This window comes from Streptomyces sediminimaris (assembly GCF_047049295.1).
Classification (GTDB): domain Bacteria; phylum Actinomycetota; class Actinomycetes; order Streptomycetales; family Streptomycetaceae; genus Streptomyces; species Streptomyces sediminimaris.
Genome location: NZ_JBJWOT010000002.1, coordinates 70,644 through 90,724 on the forward strand (window position 1 = coordinate 70,644; position 20,081 = coordinate 90,724).

Consider the following 20,081-nt stretch of genomic DNA (forward strand, 5'->3'; position numbering starts at 1 on the left):
GGTCGGCGCCGACTCACGCGATGGGAGACCGATCACGATGTTCACTCTGGTACGGAGCAGAGTGCGGATGGCCGCGCTCGCGCTGTCGTCCGCCGCGGTTCTCGCCTTAGGCACGACAGCGACGACCGGCGCGGCAGCGGCAACCGCTCCTGCGAAACAGGGGCCGACCTCGGTGGCGTACGTCGAGGTGAACAACAACAGCATGCGGAACGTCGGCAAGTACACCCTTGCCAACGGCGGCGGCAACGTCTTCGACGTCGCCGTGATCTTCGCGGCGAACATCAACTACGACACGGGTACGAAGAAGGCGTACCTGTACTTCAACGAGAACGTGCAGCGCGTCCTCGACAACGCCGCCACGGAGATACGGCCGTTGCAGCAGAAGGGCATCAAGGTCGTCCTGTCCGTGCTCGGCAACCATCAGGGCGCGGGCTTCGCCAACTTCCCCTCCCAGCAGGCGGCTTCGGCGTTCGCCGCACAACTGTCGGACGCCGTGGCCAAGTACGGACTCGACGGCGTCGACTTCGACGACGAGTACGCCGAGTACGGCAACAACGGCACCGGTCAGCCCAATGACAGTTCGTTCGTGCAGCTGGTGACAGCGCTGCGTGCGAAGATGCCGGGCAAGATCATCAGCCTGTACGACATCGGCCCGGCCGCGTCGCGCCTCTCCTACGGCGGCGTCGACATCTCGTCCAAGTTCGACTACGCCTGGAATCCTTACTACGGCACCTGGCAGGTCCCCGGCATCGCGCTGCCCAAGTCGAAGCTGTCGCCGGCGGCCGTGGAGATCGGCCGGACCTCGCAGAGCACGGCCGCCGGCCTCGCCCGCCGCACCGTCAGCGAGGGGTACGGCGTCTACCTGACGTACAACCTCGACGGCGCTGACCGCAGCTCCGATGTCTCCGCGTTCACCCGGGAGTTGTACGGCAGTGACGCCGTCTACACGCCCTGAGGCGACCGCACACCCCGGCCCCCGCCGCCCCCGCAGGGCTTGCGCCACCGGGTAGGCCGCGACCCGCACAGGCCGCGTCTTCGACAACGATGTCGAGGGCGCGGTCGGCCGACCTCGACGCAGACGCCGCGGCGCGGGTCCTGGTCGATGGCCCTGGTGCGGTGACCGGTGTCGCCGCAGGCCCACGCCGCTGTGACCGCCGCAGCCCGAAAGGCGGTCGCCGCGCGGGCCGTTGGGCCCATACGTTGGTCTCCATGGTTGACGCACTGTTCGGGCACCCGCGCCTCGCCGCCCTCTACGACTTCCTCGACTCGGACCGCAGTGATCTCGACACGTATCTCGCGATGGTGGAGGAGTTCGACGCGCGGTCCGTGCTGGACATCGGGTGCGGTACGGGCGTGTTCGCCCTGCTGCTCGCCGAGCGCGGGACGACGGTCACCGGCGTCGACCCCGCGCGGGCGTCCGTCGACGTCGCGCGGGGCAAGCCGGGCGGGGAGCGGGTGCGCTGGCTCGACGGCGACACGGGGGACCTGCCACCCCTGCAGACCGACCTGGTGACGATGACCGGGAACGCCGCTCAGGCGATTGCCGATCCGCGGGCGTGGCACGAGACGCTGCGCGGTGCGTACGGGGCGCTGCGGCCCGGTGGGCGGCTCGTCTTCGAGACGCGCGATCCGGCGCGGCGCGTGTGGGAGGAGTGGGCGGAGTGGACGCGTGAGACCACGTATCGCGTGACGGACATCCCGGACGTGGGCCGCGTCAAGACCTGGACCGAGCTGACGGACGTGAGCCTGCCGCTGGTGAGCTTCCGGGGTACATACGTGTTCGCTGCGGACGGGACCGTACTGACCTCGGAATCGACACTTCGCTTCCGTGAACGTGCGGAGATCGAGCAGGACCTGCACGCACACGGCTTCGTCGTCGAGGACGTACGCGACGCACCCGACCGACCGGGCAGGGAGCTGGTGTTCGTGGCCCGTCGCGGCACCGAGGAGCCGGCCCCTCCCGGAACGCCTGTGCAGTCTTCGGGCGATGAGCGGCCGTAGGTGTTGGTGATCAGTTCGGCGCGCGGGCAGCGGAGCGTGGCGTTGTCTGGTCGGTCGTCTTGCCGTGCCATTGGCAGAACAGGACGGTGGCGTCGTCGTCCAGGCGGCCGTCGTGGTGGTCGAGGACGGCATGGATGAGGCGGCGCAGGGTTTCGGCGACGGGCAGGCCGTCGGCGTGGTGGCGGATGAGGAAGTCGGTGAAGCGTTCCCGGCCGAACAGTTCACCCTGAGCGTCGCGGGCTTCGGTGATGCCGTCGGTGAACATCAGCAGCCGGTCGCCGGGTTCGAGCTGGTCGACGCACACCTCGGTCGGCAGGCCGAGGCCGGTGCCCATGGGTCCGGCCGGCGGGCAGTGCAGGGTGGTGGCCCAGCGCCCGCCGCGGATGACCACCGGCAGCAGGTGCCCGCGGTTGACCCAGCTGAGCTGTCCGGTGGCGAGGTCGAGAGAGGCGAGGATGCCGGTCGCGTAGCGGCTGTGGCCGAACTGCTCCGTCAGGGTCTCTTCGATGGCGTGGCTGGTGGCGGCGAGGTCGCTGCCGGACCGGCGGTGGCTGCGGCAGGTGGCCATGGCCAGGGACGCGGTCAGGCCGGCGGAGGTGTCGTGGCCCATCGCGTCGAAGATGGCCAGGTGCGCGTTGTCACCGCCGACGGCGTAGTCGATGGTGTCGCCGGCCATCTGGTAGGCGGGCTCCATCACCGCGCTCACGGTGACCCGGTCGTTGGCGAAGGTGCGCGGCGGCATCAGCGTCCACTGCAGCTCCGCCGAGACTCCCATCTTCCGTGTCCGGGTCAGCCGGGCGTGGGCGTCGCTGTTGCTCCGTTTGGAGACCAGCAGCAGTCCCGCCACGGTGGCCAGCGTCCGCACGACATCGGGGTCGGAGCCGTGCGTCGTCCCCGGGGGCGGGTCGACGCGCAGGACGCCCAGGCGCTCGGTGCCGTCGAGTACCGGCGTCCAGCACGAGCCTCCGGTGGGTGCGGTCGTGCTCTCCAGGATCTGGTAGGCCCGGCCGGGCAGAGTTCCCTCGATGCGTACCTCTTCCCCGCCCCGGCCGGCGTCCGGACCGATGCCGGTGACCTCACGCAGTACGTCCTGCTGCAGATCCGCCACGAACAGCCGGGCCCCGCCCGCGCCCGCCTCCCGTGCGGCCGTCTCGAGAAGACCGGGCAGTTGCTCGAACGCCGTCGTGTGACTGGCCTCCAGCAGCCGGCTCAGCGTGCCTCCCAGTGCCTCGGTGCTCACAACCGCACTTCCTTCGCGTCGTGGGGGCCGGCAAGACCTGCATCCGTCCGGATCCCGTCTGACATGAGCCCCGCGTGCCGACGGATCCGCGGGGGCCGACGCGGCTCCACGGGCCTGGGGAGGCCTACGCGGTACGGCAACGGTCGGCGAGCGCGGCGCGGGTGGCCTCGCCGGTCACCGGCCGGCGCGGCAGCGCCGGGTGTGCAGGAGGAAACCGGAACGGCCGGTCGTGCCATGGGCGGTCGTGTCACGGGCGGCGGTGCCAGACGGGTGTGATGGGAGGCTGGCCGGTGAGCTCGGTGATCAGTGCGGTGCACAGATCGCGGAGCTTGATGTTGCGGTGCTGGGATTCGGAGCGCAGGATGCCGAAGGCTTCCTCGGCGGTGCACCGGCGCTGACCCATGATCACACCGAGGGCATGGTCGATGACGCTGCGGGAACGCATGGCCTGTTGAAGCTGGTCGGCGAATGCCTCCGCGTCGGCGATGCGCTGCGCCAGTGCGATCGCGCCGGTGGCCTCAGCGGCCAGGGCCCGCAGGGCGGTGAGATCGGTTCGCTCGAACGCGGCGGGCGGAGCGGCGTACAGGTTCAGTGCGCCGGCGGTGTGGGTGTGGGCGGCGATCGGCAGGGAGAGGGAGGAGCGGATTCCGCATGCCACGGCGTAGCCGGGATAGGAGCCCCACCGGGTCTCCTCGCGCACGTCGTCGATGCGCAGTTCTTCGCCGGTGCGCAGGGTCTGCAGACAGGGGCCGTCGTCCTGGCCGTACTGCTTCTCGTCCAGCTCGGACGCCGGGGTTCCGGAGCTGACCACGGTCAGCGGTCGGCCCTCACCCTCCAGCGTCAGCCCGGCACTCTGGGCGGGGGACAGCTGGAGCGCTGCGTCGGCCAGCGTCTGCAGGAAGTCCTCGACCGAGTCGGTGTCCAGCAGCCACTGGGTGATGCGGCTGGTGTCAGAGACGCCGGAGACGTCAGGGACGTCGTGAGTGTCGTCGGAGTTCATCAGGGGGTTCTTTCCTTCGAGGCACGCGGCCTTGGGGCCGGCGTTTACTTCCCGTCACCAGGGGCGACGGAGTCCAACCTCCGAAGGAACACCTCCAGTGTGACCACTGTCTGACGTTGGTGGAGTCACCAGAACGGCGTGGCCCTCCCTCTTGAGTAACCACGTCGCGGTGCGTGGAAACTGCGATACGCCGTGAGGACGCGCAGGCTGCCCAGTCGCGTCGGTCCTCCGGGCGGGACAGAGAGACCGGGAGACGGCGGGGCAGAGAGACGGGTGGACGGCGGGGCAGGGCACGGCAGCCGCCGCCACTGTCTTTCTCTCACGCCGGCTGCGTCACCACTCTTGGTCGTCTGGTCTTCTGGTCCTCTGATCCTCTGGTCCACGGCACGCACGATCCATCGCGGGTGGGATCGCAAGCGGCGTCGTAGCCGAGTCCATCACGATCAGCTTGGCCGGGCCGTCCGGTCGTCTTCAGTGACCTGGATTCGTCAATCGTCCGCCGGCGTCCGGGAGTTGGGCCGACCGGGCATCCGTTGGCCCCGCCTGCGGTCGCCGAGTCGGTGGACATGTTGAGAAGAGCCGGGCGTCGTTGCAGTCGTGGGCGCGTCGGGCCGTAGCCCGTGCGAGGACCGCTGAAGGGCACCGCGTCGTCGTAGCTCACGGCTCGCAAGGACGCCGTCCCGAACCCGGTCCGCGAGCGGCTCGGGGCGTCGGCGCCCTTCCCGCCGTGGGACGGCGTGGGACGGAGGGAAGGGCGCCGCGCTGTGCCGTACGTCGGGGTCGCTCAGGCCGCCACGGGCCGCTGCTCCGCGGCCGGCTCGGGCACGGCCGCCGTGCGCCGGGAGGCCAGCCGGTCCAGGCCGAAGGCGCCGGAGCCGGTGAAGACGAGCAGGAGGAACGCCCAGCAGAACAGCACCGCAGGCTCGCCGCCGTTCTGGATCGGCCACAGCGCGTGCCGCTGGTGGACGTCGAAGTACGCGAACGCCATCGAGCCCGACGCGATGAGCGCGGCGCCACGCGTGCCGAGGCCCACCAGGACGAGGGCTCCGGCGACCAGCTGGATCACGGCCGCGTACCAGCCTGGCCAGGTGCCGGCCGGGATGGTGCCGCCGTGGGTGCCCATGGCTCCGCCGAGGACGCCGAAGAGCGAGGCGGCGCCGTGTACGGCGAACAGCAGGCCGGCGACGATGCGGAACAGCCCTATCACATACGGTTGAGCGGAGTTGAGGCGTGCGGACATGGGGGGTCTCCACTTCGGTGTGGGACCGGCCGGCCGTCCGGGTTGCCGGACAAGGGGGGACGCCGGGCCGGTTGTGGGGGCGGTACCGAACGAGGAGTCCAGACTGAGGCTCCGCCCGTAGTGCTTGCAAGTTCAACATCAGGCCATGTTTTTCCGCGCGGTCACGGCCTTGTCCGGGCCGTGATCGCACGTCGGACGGCACACCGCCCCACACTTCAATCCGAAAAGGTGACCGAATCCATATGGAATGGGACCGCTCCCATGGCCCGCCGGCGGTGCCGTGTGGATCAGTTCTGTGGTGCCGCGTTGCGGCGCGGTTCATGACGTCGTGAAGGCGCCCGTCCGCGCCGCGTACTCCGCCAGCCCCCGGGTCGTGTCGCCCGCCCAGCCGACGTAGCCGTCGGGCCGGATCAGGAAGACGCCCGGGCCGTAGGAGTCGGGGGCCGCCGGGAGGGCGCGCAGGTCGGGGGAGGGGGCCGGTGCGCCCAGCAGGGTCCAGTGCGGGCCCCGGAAGGCGTCGAAGAGCCGTACGCCGTTCACCGTGCCGTCGGGTGCCCGGTCGCCCGCCCGTACGCCGGGCGGATCGGTCCGTGTCTCCTCGGCCAGGGACGACCCGCGGTAGCCCAGCCCCAGCTGCACCGTCGCCTGCCCGCGCCTCACCGTGCCGCGGTGCACCCCCGTGGACAGGTCCAGCATGGCCGCCGCGTTCGCCCGCCGCTCCTCCTCGTAGGTGTCGAGCAGCGTGTGGGGTGCGTCGCCGCGCAGCACGGCGCCCAGCTTCCAGCCCAGGTTGTAGGCGTCCTGGACGCTGGTGTTCAGGCCCTGGCCGCCGGCCGGCGAGTGCACGTGGGCCGCGTCGCCCGCCAGGAGGACGCGGCCCGCCCGGAAGCGGTCCGCCAGTCCGGTGCGCGGCCGGAAGTCCGAGGCCCAGCGCAGCTCTGTGACGTCCTCGCGGCTCAGGTGCGTGTACGCGGCGACCAGCTCGCGGACGCCGTTGAGGGTCAGGTCGGGCTCGGTGTGCCCGGCCAGACGCGCCTGGAGCTGGAAGTCGTCCGTGCCGGCCAGCGGGCACAGCGCGACGCCGCTGCCGTCGTCCGCCGGGAAGGTGTGCCAGTGGTCCCGGTCCAGACCTCGTAGCCGTACGTCCGCCACCAGGAACGGTGCCGCGTCGACCGTCTGCCCGTTCATGCCGACGCCCACCGCGCGCCGGACCGCCGAGCGTCCCCCGTCGGCCGCGACGAGGTACCGCGCGACGAGGACCGTACCGTCGGCGCAACGCGCGCTCACCCCGGACGTTTCCTGCTCCACGGCCCTCACCCCGCACCCGAAGACGACCTGTCCGCCCAGCTCGGCGAGCCGTGCGTACAGCACCTCCTGAGTGCGCCACTGGGTGACCATGAGCGGATCGGTGTACGGCGTGCCCTCCTCCGCCTCGACCGGGTCGAACATCGGCTGCTCGCCGAGTTGTTCGCCGTCCTTCCAGACGACGCGGGGCGGGTAGGGGCCGCCCGCCGCGCGGATCGCCTCCAGGACACCCAGGTCGTCGAAGACCTCCTGGGTGCGGGGCTGGATCCCCTTGCCGCGCGAACCGGGGAACAGCGCGTCCGCCTGCTCCACCACAACTGCCCGCACTCCGCGCCGCGCAAGGTCGACGCCCAGGGTGAGGCCGGTCGGGCCCGCGCCCACGATCAGTACATCCATCACAATTCTCCTTAACGTTGTTAAGTCGCTGCGGATCGAGAGTGCCCTTATCGCCGTTAAGCTGTCAAGCGTGAGTACGGAACGACGCGCGCCGCTGGACCGTCGCCGGGTCGCGGACACCGCGCTGCGACTGCTGAACGAGGTCGGCCTGGACGGTCTGACCCTGCGCGCCATCGCCCGGGAACTGGACGTCAAGGCGCCTGCCCTGTACTGGCACTTCAGGGACAAGCAGGCGCTGCTGGACGAGATGGCGACCGAGATCCACCGCCGGATGGCCGCCGGCACCGAACTCGACCCCGCCGACACCTGGCAGGAGCGGCTGCTGAAGGCCAACCGTGGACTGCGGACCGCGCTGCTCGGCTACCGCGACGGCGCGAAGGTCTTCAGCGGCACCCGTTTCACCGGCACCGACCACGCTCCCGCCCTCGAGGCGGACCTGCGCCTGCTGAGCTCCGCCGGCTTCACCCTCGCCCAGGCCGTGGACGCGGGACGGACGGCCAACTCCTTCACCATCGGCTTCGTCATCGAGGAACAAGGCATGCGGCCCTCCCCGGAAGCCGCCCGGGAACGGCTCGACATCGGCGAACGCACCCGCCGTATGACCGACTTCCCGCTCGCCGCGGCGGCCGGCGAACTGCTCTTCGGCGACTACGACCGCCAGTTCGAGGAAGGACTGGCGCTCGTCGTCACGGGCATCGCCACCCGTTACGGCATCGACTGACCGCTGTCGTGTGCCTGTGCGATGGCGGGGGAGAGCCGGAGGCGGTGGCGTCGCCGAACTCTCGGATCGGGTGGCTGGTGGCCGTCGGCTGATGCCGTGATCGAGGGCTTCCTCGATGAGCCCGCCGACCAGGTCGTGCTCGCCGGCCCGCTTCATCGGCCGGGGTGCTGCCGCACGCCGGGCATGTCGCGAGCCGTCCTGCGCCGCACTCGACGGTCCGCCGACGTCCGCGGACACCTGCGGATCGCGGACAGGGCGGAGTTGTCTCACGGCCCCGGCGGACGGGCCTGTCTCCTGGACCGACCGGGCGGATGCCGCCGAAGCGGCAGCGGTCATCCTGGCCGGCGACCGAAGCTTCGACGGCCCCGTCACGCTCACCGCCCGCCGGGCCGTGACGTTCGACGACCTCGCCGCCATGGCCTCGGCGGCCACGGGCCGGGAGGTCGAGCGCGTCACGCTGGACGACGAGGCATGGATCGCGGAGAAGGTCGCCGCCGGTACTCCGGAGGCGATGGCACGGATGACGCTCACCACTTTCCAGGCCGCCAGGGAAGGCCGCTTCGCGGGGGTCGGTCCGTTGCTCGCCGAGCTGCTGGGCCGGGAGCCCCGCAGCGTCGCCGACCAGCTCACCGGCGCGAACGCCGGCTGAGCGAGAGGCCAGGGGCATGCTCGGCAGGGGATGCCATCGATGACGAGTGGGGCCCGCTGGAGGCTCGGCCGCCCAGGAGCAACGCCCGCCGTGGCCGCCGGCGGGACCGGCGACAGGTGGCCGACCCGATCATCCACCGCTGGCGAACCGGGAGCGGTTGCTCCCGCGCGTCCAGGCCAGCCACCGCCGATACAGCGGGTGACATCGACTGGAACGGCAGCGTCGACTCCACCCCGGCTCCGTCCGGCTCCATCCGGACTCGAGCCCGCCGGCAGGCCGCCGGCGCGCCGGCAGATCCACCGCGAGCGGTGTGGTCGTGCCGGCGGGTGTGCGAGAAGCCGTCCGGCTTCGTCGCGACGCGCGTGATCACGAGGGTGCTTGCTCGCGCCTCGTGGTCAGTGGACCTGGGGGCTTCCGCGGGCCGTCCGACGGTGCCTCACGGATGCCCTTGAGGGCGAAGGCCGTCGAGGAGGATGTCGAGAAGCCGATCGGCTGTGACCGCGTGGCCGGGCTGGTGCGCGACGGTGAAGATCCCGATCAGGCTGGCCGCGACCTCCTCGGCGGTGACGTCGGGCCGGAGGTCTCCCGCGGCGCGCCCTGCGTCGAGGATCGACGATACGGCGTTCAGGAGCTCGTCCCTGGTCCGGGCGTGGCCGACGACGTCGGACTCGATCATCGTCAGCAGGGTGTCGAGCATGCCGTTCTTCGTCGCGATCCAGTCGCCGAACAAGTCCATCCAGCGCCGCAGCGCGACGGCCGGAGCCGCCTCGGCGAGCAGGTCCCGGGCACCGTTCGTGAGGCGGACGACCTGGTCACGGTAGACAGCCTCCACCAGCGATTCGCGGGTCGGGAAGTGGCGGTAGAGCGTCGCGATGCCGACACCGGCCTCGCGGGCGATGGCGCGCATCGACGTCTCCTCGCCGGGCGAGGCGAGCACGCGCGTCGCGACCTCGAGCAGCTGCTCGCGGTTGCGGGCGGCATCGGCCCGGGTCGCCCGCGGCTCGGGTTCGGTCAAACGGATCACGCTCCGGTTATGGTGGACCTCGTAAACGGAGCATAGTCCGCTTCAGGCTGGCTCCACGAGCGCGAGGAGACGAGTACGACATGCGGCAGCACGACAACCGACCTCGGGACGGCGCGAGCAGGGCGGTCCGGCTCGAATCCTTCGGCGGCCCGGAGGTACTGGCCCTGCAGGACGTGCCCGAACCCCAGGTCGGCAACGGACAGATCCGCGTGCGTGTGACGGCAGCCGGGTTGAATCCGATGGACTGGTTCATGACCGCGGACGCCGACACCGCGGCACGGTTCGGCCTCGGCCTGCCCGCAGGGTTCGGGACTGACTACGCCGGAGTCGTCGACCAGGTCGGTGCGGGCGCGAACGGCTACGCGGTCGGTGACCGCGTGTTCGGGGCTGCCTTGTCCCGAGCCGTCGCCGACCACGTCGTCCTCGACGCGAACGGGAACCTCGCGAGCGGCATCGCTCATCACACCCCGGACGGCGTCGACGACCGCACCGCCGCCACGCTCTCGATCGCGGGCAGCACCGCGGCCGCTGCTCTCGATGTCCTCGGCCTCGGTCCGGACGACACGGTGCTGGTCGGCGGGGCGGGCGGCGGGGTCGGCGTGTTCGCGGTGCAACTGGCGCGGATCGCGGGTGCGCGCGTCATCGGGACCGGCTCGCCGTCGTCGGCGGAACATCTGCGAAGCCTCGGCGCCGAACCGGTCGCGTACGGCGAGGGCCTGACCAGCAGGGTCCGCGACCTCGGTACCGGCCCCGTCACCGCGGCACTGGACCTGCACGGGACGGACACCGTGCACGTGGCCCGCGAGTTGGGGGTGCCGGATGGGCGCATCTGCACCATCGCGGCGCACGTCGACGGGGTCCCTGCTGCCAACGGCGCCAACGCCGCATCCGATGCTCTCGAGAACATCGCGCGCCTGGTGGCAGCCGGCCGCCTGCGGGTACCCATCGCGGCGGCCTTTCCCGTCGAGGACATCCGCGCGGCCGTCGAACTCCAGGCGGCCCGGCACGTTCGCGGCAAGGTCGTGATCGACCTTCGGCCTCAGCCCTGAGTGCACGCGCCGGGCCGCGGATCAGCCGATGCGTGAGCCGGCCCGCAGGCCCGCGCCGGGGCGGTTGACCGGTCGCGGACGGCAGCCGCCACGGCCGCGCCCCGCGCCGGCGGCTACTCCGTCAGGGACAGGGCCCGGCTCGGGCAGATCGCGACGGCCTCCCGGGCCCGTTCCAGTGCCTCGTCGTCCGCCGGGGTGTTCTGAAGGACGACGACCGTGCCGTCCTCCTCGCTCTGATCGAACGTGCCGGGATCGGTCAGGACGCACTGGCCCGCTCCGACGCACCGGTCGGCATCCGCCACGATTCTGGTCATGCCGGCTCCTCCCACGTCACGGGTACCTGGTGGATGCCGTAGATGAGGGCGTCGTCCTTGTAGGGCAGCCGGTCGGCGGGCGTGGCCAGCCGCAGCGTCGGAATCCGGTGCAAGAGCGTGTCGAAGACGATCTGCAGTTCCAGCCGGGCCAGGTTCTGGCCGAGGCACTGGTGGATGCCGAAGCCGAAGGCGACGTGGTTGCGGGCGCCCCGGTCGAGCTTGATCTCGTCCGCCTCGTCGAAGGCCGAGGGGTCGTGGTTCGCCGCGTTGGTCAGTGCCAGGACGGGGTCGCCGGCCCGGATGGTCACGCCGCCGATCTCCACGTCCTCGACGGCGACGCGGGAGTTGGCGAACTCGGCGATGGTGTAGACCCGCAGCAGCTCCTCGATCGCGGGCAGGGTACGCGCCGGGTCCTCGCGCAGCGCCGCCCGTTCCTCCGGGCGTTCCAGCAGCGTCACCACGCCCAGCGAGATCATGTTGGCGGTGGTCTCGTGCCCGGCGAGCAGCAGCAGAAAGGCCAGCGACAGGACGTCCTCGGGGTCGTTGTCCTGGGCGAGCTGACGGCCCAGCAGGTCGTCGGTCGGCTCGGTGGCCCTCTTGGCGATCAGGTCCTTGAGGTAGTCGCGGAGCTCCGTGAGCGCCCGGGTCCTGCCCTCGGTGGTGAGGGCGCGGCTGAGCAGGGCAGAACTGCGGGCCTGGAAGAAGTCGTGGTCGTCGTACGGCACGCCGAGCTGCTCGCAGATGACCAGGGACGGCACCGGCAGGGAGAGGGCCTGTACGAGGTCGGTGGGCCGCGGCCCGGCCAGCATCGCGTCGATGTGCTCGTCGACGATCTCCTGGATGCGCGGGCGCAGGCCGGCCATGCGGCGCAGGGTGAACTCGCCGACCACGGCCCTGCGAGCGGGACCGTGCTCGGGCGGGTCCATGTGGATGAGCGATCGACCGGGGAAGAAGGCGCGCCGCTCGCGGGTGAACCGGGGGAAGTCGGGATGCCGGCGATCGGAACTGAACCGCGCGTCCGTGAGCATGGTCCGGATGTGTTCAAGCCGGCTGAGGGCCCAGGCGACCTGGCCACTGGGCAGGGTGACCTGGGAGACGCCGGAAGCGGTGTCCCGGATGCGGGCGTGCTGTTCGGGGGGCGCGTACGGGCAGCGGCGGGCGGTCTGCAGGGAGGGAGCGGTCATCGAGGAGTCTCCATCGCTCAGGATCGAATCCAAGCGGATTACGGAAGAGGGGCCTTGGTCGTGAGAGGCACCGCGTCACTCGTTCCTGGCTCCGCTGGAGTCCGCGGAGCGGCCGGCCAGAGGGTGGCTCTGAGATGCCGGGTTCGGCGCGGTGGCGAGGCGCTGGCCGTTGCGAGCGGCGGCGGCCTCGGCCCAGCCGCTGGTGGAGAGGACGCCGAGCGCGAGCGCGACGAGTCCGCAGCCGCCGAGGACGGCCCAGGCGGCGTGGCTTGAGCTGACGAAGCCGGTGCCGGTGCCGGCCACGATCGAGCCGGCGACGGCGACGCCGATGGAGGCGCCGAACTGGCGGGCGCTGGCGGCGAGCGCGCCGGCGACACCGACCTGGTCGGGCGGCAGTCCGGTGACCGCGGTGTGGTTGACCGGTGGGCTGACCATGCCCGCGCCGAAGCCGAAGACGGCGTAGGCGGCCAGCAGGTGGCCCGTCCCGGTGTGCGCGGTCAGGGGGATGAGCAGGAAGCTGCCGGTGGCGAGCATTGCGCCGCCCAGGGTGAGGGGGAGGCGGCCGCCCTGGGAAGCGAGAAGACGCCCGGAGAGGTTGGCGGCGACTGCCTGGCCCACGGCCAGCGGGATGATCATCAGTCCGGCGTGCAGGGGGCTGAGGCGGCGGACGTCCTGGAGATAGAGGGTGCTGATGAACAGGAACCCGCCGAGACCGGCCGACATCACGACGGAGATCGTGTTCGCGCCGGAGAACGGAGGGCTGCGGAAGAACCGCAGGTCGATCAGTGGTTCGGAGCGCCGGGGCTCGACGACGAGCATTCCGGTGAGGGCCAGGACGGCGAGTGCGAACAGCCCGACGATCCAGGGGTCTGCCCATCCGTGGCGGGGGCCCTCGATCGTCGCGGCGATGACCGACGCGAACAGGACGATGATGAGCGCCTGGCCTGCAGGGTCGAACGCGCGGCCCCGGGGGGCCTTGGACTCGGGGACGAATCTCCGGGTGAGCAGGATGGCGGCGATCCCGATCGGGACGTTGACCCAGAACACCGATCGCCAGGTGATGCCGCTGACCAGGAGGCCTCCGAGGACGGGCCCGGCCGCGATGGTGATGCCGATCACCGAGCCCCACACGCCGACCGCTCTGGCCCGTTCCCGGCGGTCGGTGAACACGCTGACGATGATCGACATGGCGACCGGGTTGAGCATCGAGCCGCCCACCGCTTGCAGAGCGCGGAAGGCGATCAGCCACCCGACGCCGGGCGCCAGGCCGCAGAGCAGGGAACTGAGGGAGAACAGCGACAGCCCGAGCTGGAAGACCCGCTTGCGGCCGAAGCGGTCGGCCATGGAGCCGGACAGCACGAGCAGGCAGGCCATGACCAGGGAGTAGGCGTCGACCGTCCACTGCAGGCCGCTGACCGAGGCGTGCAGGTCCCTGCTGATCGACGGGAGCGCCACGTTGACGATGCTGAGGTCGATGCCGGTCACGCCGACGCTGAGGCAGCAGATCGCCAGCACCATCCGGCGGTGAACGGGACGTGATGGGCCGGTCATGGCCGGCGGTCCGGGGCGTTTACTGTGCTCATGACGGATCCTTGAACAGGTTCGGTAGAGTCTCCGCCGGAAACGGAGAGGGTGTCCACATCACCATACGGAGACCCTGTCCACTTACGCAAGGACACTGGAATGACTGACCATCCGCCCTCCAGAAGGGCCGACGCGGCCCGCAACCGCCAGCGGATCCTCGAGGCGGCGCGCAGCGCTTTCGCCGTCACCGGAGCCGAGACGTCGATGGCCGAGATCGCCCGGAGGTCCGGGGTCGGCCCGGCGACCCTGTACCGCAACTTCGCGACCCGCCACGAACTCCTGGAGGCACTCCTCGTCGACGAGGTGGATGAGGTCTGCGCCGCCGCCGCGACAGTCGAGGGTGACAGCCCGGGGGAGCGGCTCATGACGTGGCTGCGCCGGTTCTTCCAGTACGTCACCACCAAACGGCCGGTCGTCCTCGGACTGCTGGAGCACACCGACACGACCGATCCCGTCTTCCAGAGCCGGGGCCGGATGCTCGCAGCCGGCCGGCCGCTGCTCTTTGCCGCCCAGGAAGCGCGCGAGATCGCCGGCGACCTCGACCTCGACCAGATCCTCGACCTCGTGGTGGCCATCGCGAAGATCCCCGGAACCCCGGAATACCGACAGCCGATTCTCGACGCGGCACTCGCCGGACTGCACGGGCGCGACACCTGATGCCCACTCCGTGCGGCGCACGGCGCCGAACTCGCTCCTCACGCGGGCTCGCCGCACTGACCGATGCCGCAAAGCTCGGAAGAGCTCGGACCGGCTGCACGAGCGTCAGCGGCGCATCCGGTCCTTGTCGCCGTTCGCCGGCTTGCAGGCGCTGCCAGGAGGCGTCGCCGCGATCCTCGTCGAGGACCCGGAATGAGCACCGCGGCGCGACGCCGCCGTCCGAACCGGACAGCTGCTCGACTTCGACGGCTGTCCCGGCATGACGGCGTGACAGAGCAGATCCGCCCTGATCACGCGACGCCGAGGCCGGCCAGGGGGAGGGCGGCGTTGCGTGCGTGCGTGGTGGCTGGTGCAGCACAGGTCGGCCAGGGCCGAGGGGCGGCCGGATCGGCTGCCTTGCCGGATTCGTTCACCGGCGTGCCGCGGAGCCGCCTCCGAGTCGTTCGCGCACCCTGCGCACCAGCTCGTCCGCGGCCTGCGGCCACTGCGCGTATCGAAAGTCGAAGCCCAGTTGCGTCAGCCGGCCCGGGACGACACGGCGGCTCTTGAGCAGCAGTTCGGTGTCGGAGCGCAGGGCGAACGCGCCGACCTCGGCCATCCACCTGGTCGCAGGCAGACCCACCGGCACACCCCACGCGGAGCGCAGGGTGCGCATGAACGCACGCTGCGGCAGAGGATGGGGAGCCGCCAGGTTCACCGGCCCTGTGACGTCCTCCCGGTCGATCAGGAACTCCACCGCGCGCACGAAGTCGTGTTCGTGGATCCACGACACATACTGCGCGCCACCGGCGACCGGGCCGCCCAGACCCAGGCGGGCCAGTCCCAATAGAACGGCGAAGACCCCGCCGGGGTCCGGGCTCATCACCATGGCCGAGCGCAGGGCGACCTTGCGCGTGGCCGGCGTATCGGCCTGTTGCTGGGCCTGCTCCCAGGCCTTGGCGATCTCGACGCTGTACGCCCAGTAGCCGGGCACGCCCGGTTCGCTGCCGCCGATCACACCGGTGGCCTCGTCGTTGGGGGCGTCGAAGCGGTGCGCGTACACCGTGGCGGTGCTCATCTGCAGCCAGACCCGTGGCGGTCGGGCAGCGCCCGCGATCGCGGCGCCCACGACCCGGGTGGAGTCGACCCGGGAGTCCATCATCTCCTGCAGATTGGCCGCCGTGTACCGGCAACTCACCGTGCGTCCGGCCAGGTTGATCACGACATCGCTGCCGTCCACCGCCGCCGTCCACGGGCCCAGGGTCTGACCGTCCCACGGGACCTCGCCCTCGCGCCCGGGGCGTCTGGTGAGAATCACGACTTCGTGGCCGGCGGCGTCCAGCGCGCGCTTCAGGACCGCGCCGACCTGTCCGCTGCCCCCAGGGATCACAATCTTCACCGGCTGCCTCTCCTTCGTCCCCGGTGAGTCTAGACCCAAGAGTTGAACGCGTTCAAAACCGGGGGTGCGGGTCGTCCACGTGCCCGCGCTGGGCGACGAGCCCGACCGCACCGTGCCCGCCAGCGGTGTCATCCTGCGGCTCACCGTCACCGTGCTCGCGGGCAGGACGGTTGTACTCAGCGCCCTGCGCCCGGTGGTGCTCGAACGGCATCGCCCGCGCGGTCACCTCATGCCGCACGCCGGAGTGGTCTCGCCCCGCCGCCACACCGTCCTCCTCGACCCCGACCCACCCCGCCTCGAGCCCCGGTACGACGACAGGCGCCCCTTCTCGTACAAGGTGAGCCCGGACGACCCCGAGGTCTGCCACCCACCGGCAGTCCGTCCGGCGCCACCGCACCCGACGACGGCGTCCGGTTCGCCACCCGCCTGCTCGGACTGACACACATCAGCGTGCGCCTGCTGCCCAGCTCCGAGGTCGGCCCCGAGTCCCTGGACATCCGCTGCTCCGGCCATCACGTGTAGGTCGATCTGATGGCCAACGGTACGGTCCCCGTCGTCCTGCGCGCGCTGCGTGCCGAGGTCGTCTCCCATGAGGAGTTCCGGCCCGACGGAGTGGTGGTCGTGCCCCTGCCCGGCCCCTCCGCCTCTTTCGCCGACGACCTGGCCGAAGCCCGACGCCGCGGCCTGGAGAACTACCAGCCGATGCTCATGCCGGACCACGAGATCCTCCTGGACGAGACACCGCCCGCCGTCCGGACTGCCGTCGGTGACAGGCGACGCCCGCTCAATCCGAGCTCCGAGCTGCCGCTGACCGTACCCGTGGGCGGGACCCGGCGGGTGGTCGTCGTCCCGCACACCGAGGACCGGCGCCTGCTCACCTGGCGCCTCACGGCCGAGGTGACCTACGCCGGCAACCACGCCGAGCCCGCTTGGACGTTGAGGACCACCGCCGAGACCACGATGCGGGTGTTCGCCCCGGACGGCCCCGAGGGGCGCTTCAGTCCTGCTCACGCCGCCTCCGACCACTGGGCCCCGGTGGAGGCGGCGACGCCGCTGAACTCGCACCTGTGCCCGCACGCCAGCGGTCCAGTCGCCCCGAGGACCCTTCCTGAGGGCTCCCTCCTGAGAGCTCATCGGGCAGCGGCGTTCCCTCGGGGCGCGGCCCGCCGGTCACAGTCGTGTGGCTGTGCGGATCAGTTCTGCGAGGGCGAGGGAGCGGCTGTGCGCGGGCCAGGCGAGGTGGGTGACGACGGGGGGTGCGTCGGTCAGGGGGACGGCGGTGTGCTCGGCCCACAGCCAGGCGCGGGCGGAGTCGGGGTAGACGGCCATGGTGCGTCCGAGGGCGATCAGCTGGGCCAGCTGTGTCTGGTCGTGGATCTCGGGGCCCGGGCCGGGTGGGTAGACACCGTCGTGGGCCCAGCGGGCGAGCGGAAGACCGGGAATGTTGCTGATGTCGGCGAGGGACAGTGTGCTGTGCGTGGCGAGGGGGTGCGCGGCGGGCAGGATGGCGATCTGCCCTTCGGTCATCAGTTCCTCGCTGTCGAAGCCGGTGAGCGAGTTGAACGGTGCGTGCATGAGGGCCGCATCGGCGCGGCCGTCGCGCAGCATCTCGCCCTGCTCGCACGTGCCGCTGGGCAGGACCTCGATCTCGGCTGCGCCGGGCTCGGCCGCGTAGGCGTCGAGGAGCTTGTGCAGCAGTTCATGGGATGCGCCGGCCTTGACCGCCAGCACCAGGCGGTTGCGGGAGCCGCCCGGGCGGTCGGCGCCGGCGGTGCGGCGGGTGCGGCGGGCGGCGGCTGTCATCGCGTCGAGGGCTGCGCGGCCCTCGTGCAGCAGCATCCGACCGGCGTCGGTCAAGGCGACGCCGCGGCGGTTGCGCTGCAGCAGGGCGACGCCGAGGCGCCGTTCGAGCTGCTGAATCGCCCGGGACAGCGGTGGCTGCGCGATGCCGAGGCGCTCGGCGGCACGGCCGAAGTGGAGTTCCTCGGCGACGGCGAGGAAGTACCTCAGCTCGCGGGTCTCCAGGGCGTCCATGATCCCAGCCTACTCCGGTGATACCCGCCGGGTATGACAGGGCACCGGATCGGTATTGGATGCGGTGCCCGTCCCAGGGTGAGCATCGACGGCATGAGCGACACCGCGAACACACCCTCCGCGTCACTGCCCGGCGGCACCTGGACCCTGGGCGACCTGACCGTCAGCCGTTTCGGGTACGGCGCCATGCAGCTCGCCGGCCCCGGCGTCATGGGCCCGCCCGCCGACCACGACGGCGCACTCGCCGTCCTGCGTGAGGCCGCCGCCCTGGGCATCACCCACATCGACACTGCCGGCGCCTACGGACCACGCGTCACCAACCGGCTGATCCGTGAAGCGCTGCACCCTTACGACACATCGCTGCACATCGTGACCAAGGTCGGCGCGGTCCGCGACGAACAGGGCGGCTGGCCCCCCGCCCGACGGCCCGAGGACCTGCGCCGCGCCGTTCACGAGAACCTCCAGGACCTCGGCCTCGACGCTCTCGACGTGGTCAATCTCCGGCTCGGCGACGCCCAGGGCCCGAGGTCCGGCTCGCTCGCCGAACCCTTCGGGGCCCTTGTCGACCTCCAGCAGCAGGGCCTCATTCGGCACTTGGGAGTGAGCAACGCGACGGCGGAACAGGTCGCCGAGGCGCAGGCGATCGCGCCGATCGTATGCGTGCAGAACATGTACAACCTCGCCCACCGCCAGGACGACGAGCTGATCGACGACCTTGCCGCCAGGGGCATCGCCTACGTTCCGTTCTTCCCCCTCGGCGGCTTCACCCCGCTGCAGTCGGCGGCGTTGACGGCGGTGTCCGCCCGGCTGGATGCGGCGCCGATGTCGGTCGCCCTGGCCTGGCTGCTGCAGCGGTCACCGAACATCCTGCTCATTCCCGGCACCTCGTCGGTCGCCCACCTGCGCGAGAACGTCACCGGCGCGGGACTCTCGCTCTCCGAGGAGGAACTCGCCGAGCTGGACAAGATCGGCCGCTGAACCCGGCCGGCGTGAGCCCGCCCGGCGGCCTGCGGCACTGTGCCCTGGAGTCCGACCCCTGGAAGCCCCTGGAAGCCCTACAGGGCCGCCACGACACCGGCCTGGGCCGGTGCCAGCGCCGCCCGAGGCAGCGGCCGGCCCTGCCGCCGACTCTCCCGCAGGGCGCGGCGGCCTCGGTCTGTCCGTGGCGTCCGCCACGACGAGCGGATGAGCCGGGTCGTGGCCGTGCAGGATGTCCCCGCGGCCCCGCACTGCCTGACCGTGCCCTTCGAGGAGCGGCTCGCCGCTCGGGTCGGCCGAGCCGGTCACGCCGTCCATCATGTGGTCACCACGGCGTGAGGACACGCACTGGCGGCAGACTGGTGCCGCGGCCGGCCTCCTCCGGTGAGCCTGCTCGAAGCCGGTTCACCGGTTCAGCAGGTGCGCTGCACGACGGAGCTTCTGCTGCGCCACGCCAGGACCTCCTCCAGGAAGGCTGAACACGGTGACGATCGCCGCCTATCAGGGCGAACCCGGATCCAACTCGGCGACCGCCGCGCGAGCCCTCCACCCCGGAGGCGGCGAACTGTCCTGTACGAGCTTCGAACAGGCCCTGGACGCTGTGACCCTCGGCGACGCCGACATCGCCGTGATCCCGGTGGACAACTCTGCCGCCGGTCGCGTCGCCGACGTACACCATCTGCTGCCCGAGTCGGGTCTGTTCATCGTCGCCGAGCACTTCCTCGCCATCCGCTTCGACCTGATGGGCGTGCCCGGCGCGACGCTGGACCAGGTGGAGTGCGTACGCAGCCATGTGCACGCGCTGGGCCAGTGCCGCAAGGTGCTGCGCGAGGGCGGCTGGCGCACCCTCGTCAGCGACGACACGGCAGGCGCGGCACGTGAGGTGGCCGAACTGGGCGACCCGCGGCACGCGGCCCTCGCCCCGCCCGCCGCGGCCGAACTCTACGGCCTTCAGGTGCTGCGCCCCGAGGTCGAGGACGATCCGGACAACACCACGCGGTTCGTCGTCCTTGCCCGGGACGCCGTCCTGGCCCCGAACACTGGGCAGCCGACCATGACGAGCCTGTTCTTCTGCGTGCGCAACATCCCCAGCGCCCTGTACAAGGCGCTCGGCGGCTTCGCCAGCAGCGGTGTGAACCTCACCAAGATCGAGAGTTACCAGATGGGCGCGGGGCTCAACCCCAGCCGCTTCTACGTCGAGATCGAGGGCCACCCCGACGACGAGCGCGTCGCGCTCGCCTTGCACGAACTGCGCTTCTTCTCCACCGAGGTACGCATTCTGGGCGTCTACCCTGCGCACCAGCGCCGGCGCAGAAGCTGAGAGTGC

19 protein-coding genes are annotated in these 20,081 nt (G+C 71.3%); 9 read left to right on the forward strand and 10 right to left on the reverse strand.

Annotation, left to right across the window (positions count from 1 at the left end):
* Window positions 1-37 precede the first annotated feature (37 nt).
* Together ACJ9NR_RS38270 and ACJ9NR_RS38275 are read left to right on the forward strand one after the other, a co-directional pair.
* Complete coding sequence (locus ACJ9NR_RS38270; RefSeq protein WP_412492924.1) at window positions 38-955, forward strand: endo-beta-N-acetylglucosaminidase H; 918 nt, start codon at window positions 38-40, stop codon at window positions 953-955.
* A gap of 254 nt (window positions 956-1,209) precedes the next feature.
* Window positions 1,210-2,001, forward strand: coding sequence for a class I SAM-dependent methyltransferase (locus tag ACJ9NR_RS38275; RefSeq protein ID WP_412492925.1), 792 nt, complete (start codon window positions 1,210-1,212; stop codon window positions 1,999-2,001).
* Window positions 2,002-2,011: 10 nt separating this feature from the next.
* Here ACJ9NR_RS38275 and ACJ9NR_RS38280 read toward each other — a convergent pair whose 3' ends face one another.
* From ACJ9NR_RS38280 to ACJ9NR_RS38295, 4 genes are all read right to left on the reverse strand, one after another.
* Window positions 2,012-3,241: a PP2C family protein-serine/threonine phosphatase gene (locus tag ACJ9NR_RS38280; protein WP_412492926.1), complete on the reverse strand. Its 1,230-nt coding sequence runs from the start codon at window positions 3,239-3,241 to the stop codon at window positions 2,012-2,014.
* 247 nt (window positions 3,242-3,488) lie between these two features.
* Window positions 3,489-4,241, reverse strand: coding sequence for a GAF and ANTAR domain-containing protein (locus tag ACJ9NR_RS38285; RefSeq protein ID WP_412492927.1), 753 nt, complete (start codon window positions 4,239-4,241; stop codon window positions 3,489-3,491).
* Between the two features lie 784 nt (window positions 4,242-5,025).
* Entirely contained in the window at window positions 5,026-5,481 is a 456-nt protein-coding gene (locus ACJ9NR_RS38290) for a DoxX family protein (RefSeq protein WP_412492928.1), read from the reverse strand.
* 318 nt (window positions 5,482-5,799) lie between these two features.
* Complete coding sequence (locus tag ACJ9NR_RS38295; protein ID WP_412492929.1) at window positions 5,800-7,182, reverse strand: FAD-dependent monooxygenase; 1,383 nt, start codon at window positions 7,180-7,182, stop codon at window positions 5,800-5,802.
* A gap of 70 nt (window positions 7,183-7,252) precedes the next feature.
* Here ACJ9NR_RS38295 and ACJ9NR_RS38300 point away from each other — a divergent pair, with 70 nt between their 5' ends.
* Window positions 7,253-7,903: a TetR/AcrR family transcriptional regulator C-terminal domain-containing protein gene (locus ACJ9NR_RS38300; protein WP_412492930.1), complete on the forward strand. Its 651-nt coding sequence runs from the start codon at window positions 7,253-7,255 to the stop codon at window positions 7,901-7,903.
* A 391-nt stretch (window positions 7,904-8,294) separates the two neighbouring features.
* On the forward strand, window positions 8,295-8,552 hold the full coding sequence (locus ACJ9NR_RS38305; RefSeq protein WP_412492931.1) for a Rossmann-fold NAD(P)-binding domain-containing protein: 258 nt from the start codon (window positions 8,295-8,297) through the stop codon (window positions 8,550-8,552).
* A gap of 436 nt (window positions 8,553-8,988) precedes the next feature.
* On the opposite strand, the gene ACJ9NR_RS38310 is transcribed toward ACJ9NR_RS38305, so the two are convergent.
* Entirely contained in the window at window positions 8,989-9,567 is a 579-nt protein-coding gene (locus ACJ9NR_RS38310; protein WP_412492932.1) for a TetR/AcrR family transcriptional regulator, read from the reverse strand.
* A gap of 89 nt (window positions 9,568-9,656) precedes the next feature.
* On the opposite strand from ACJ9NR_RS38310, the gene ACJ9NR_RS38315 reads away from it, so the two are divergent.
* Entirely contained in the window at window positions 9,657-10,625 is a 969-nt protein-coding gene (locus ACJ9NR_RS38315; protein ID WP_412492933.1) for an NADP-dependent oxidoreductase, read from the forward strand.
* Between the two features lie 113 nt (window positions 10,626-10,738).
* Here ACJ9NR_RS38315 and ACJ9NR_RS38320 read toward each other — a convergent pair whose 3' ends face one another.
* The 3 genes from ACJ9NR_RS38320 to ACJ9NR_RS38330 form a co-directional block, all read right to left on the reverse strand.
* Window positions 10,739-10,939: a ferredoxin gene (locus tag ACJ9NR_RS38320; protein WP_412492934.1), complete on the reverse strand. Its 201-nt coding sequence runs from the start codon at window positions 10,937-10,939 to the stop codon at window positions 10,739-10,741.
* Complete coding sequence (locus ACJ9NR_RS38325; protein ID WP_412492935.1) at window positions 10,936-12,123, reverse strand: cytochrome P450; 1,188 nt, start codon at window positions 12,121-12,123, stop codon at window positions 10,936-10,938. Before ACJ9NR_RS38325 ends, ACJ9NR_RS38320 begins: the two co-directional genes overlap by 4 nt.
* A gap of 75 nt (window positions 12,124-12,198) precedes the next feature.
* Window positions 12,199-13,674 carry an MFS transporter gene (locus ACJ9NR_RS38330; RefSeq protein WP_412492936.1) on the reverse strand — a complete coding sequence of 492 codons (1,476 nt, stop codon included), beginning with the start codon at window positions 13,672-13,674 and terminating at the stop codon, window positions 12,199-12,201.
* A gap of 132 nt (window positions 13,675-13,806) precedes the next feature.
* On the opposite strand from ACJ9NR_RS38330, the gene ACJ9NR_RS38335 reads away from it, so the two are divergent.
* Window positions 13,807-14,364, forward strand: a complete 558-nt coding sequence (locus ACJ9NR_RS38335; RefSeq protein ID WP_412492937.1) for a TetR/AcrR family transcriptional regulator — start codon at window positions 13,807-13,809, stop codon at window positions 14,362-14,364.
* Window positions 14,365-14,773: 409 nt separating this feature from the next.
* On the opposite strand, the gene ACJ9NR_RS38340 is transcribed toward ACJ9NR_RS38335, so the two are convergent.
* Window positions 14,774-15,742 (reverse strand): TIGR01777 family oxidoreductase, encoded by a 969-nt coding sequence (locus ACJ9NR_RS38340; RefSeq protein ID WP_412492938.1) that lies wholly within the window; start codon window positions 15,740-15,742, stop codon window positions 14,774-14,776.
* Between the two features lie 64 nt (window positions 15,743-15,806).
* On the opposite strand from ACJ9NR_RS38340, the gene ACJ9NR_RS38345 reads away from it, so the two are divergent.
* Window positions 15,807-16,181: a hypothetical protein gene (locus ACJ9NR_RS38345; RefSeq protein ID WP_412492939.1), complete on the forward strand. Its 375-nt coding sequence runs from the start codon at window positions 15,807-15,809 to the stop codon at window positions 16,179-16,181.
* A gap of 731 nt (window positions 16,182-16,912) precedes the next feature.
* On the opposite strand, the gene ACJ9NR_RS38350 is transcribed toward ACJ9NR_RS38345, so the two are convergent.
* Entirely contained in the window at window positions 16,913-17,776 is an 864-nt protein-coding gene (locus tag ACJ9NR_RS38350) for a LysR family transcriptional regulator (protein WP_412492940.1), read from the reverse strand.
* Window positions 17,777-17,869: 93 nt separating this feature from the next.
* Here ACJ9NR_RS38350 and ACJ9NR_RS38355 point away from each other — a divergent pair, with 93 nt between their 5' ends.
* Window positions 17,870-18,754: an aldo/keto reductase family oxidoreductase gene (locus tag ACJ9NR_RS38355; RefSeq protein WP_412492941.1), complete on the forward strand. Its 885-nt coding sequence runs from the start codon at window positions 17,870-17,872 to the stop codon at window positions 18,752-18,754.
* Window positions 18,755-19,238: 484 nt separating this feature from the next.
* Window positions 19,239-20,075 (forward strand): prephenate dehydratase, encoded by an 837-nt coding sequence (locus ACJ9NR_RS38360; protein ID WP_412492942.1) that lies wholly within the window; start codon window positions 19,239-19,241, stop codon window positions 20,073-20,075.
* The last annotated feature ends 6 nt before the right edge of the window (window positions 20,076-20,081 follow it).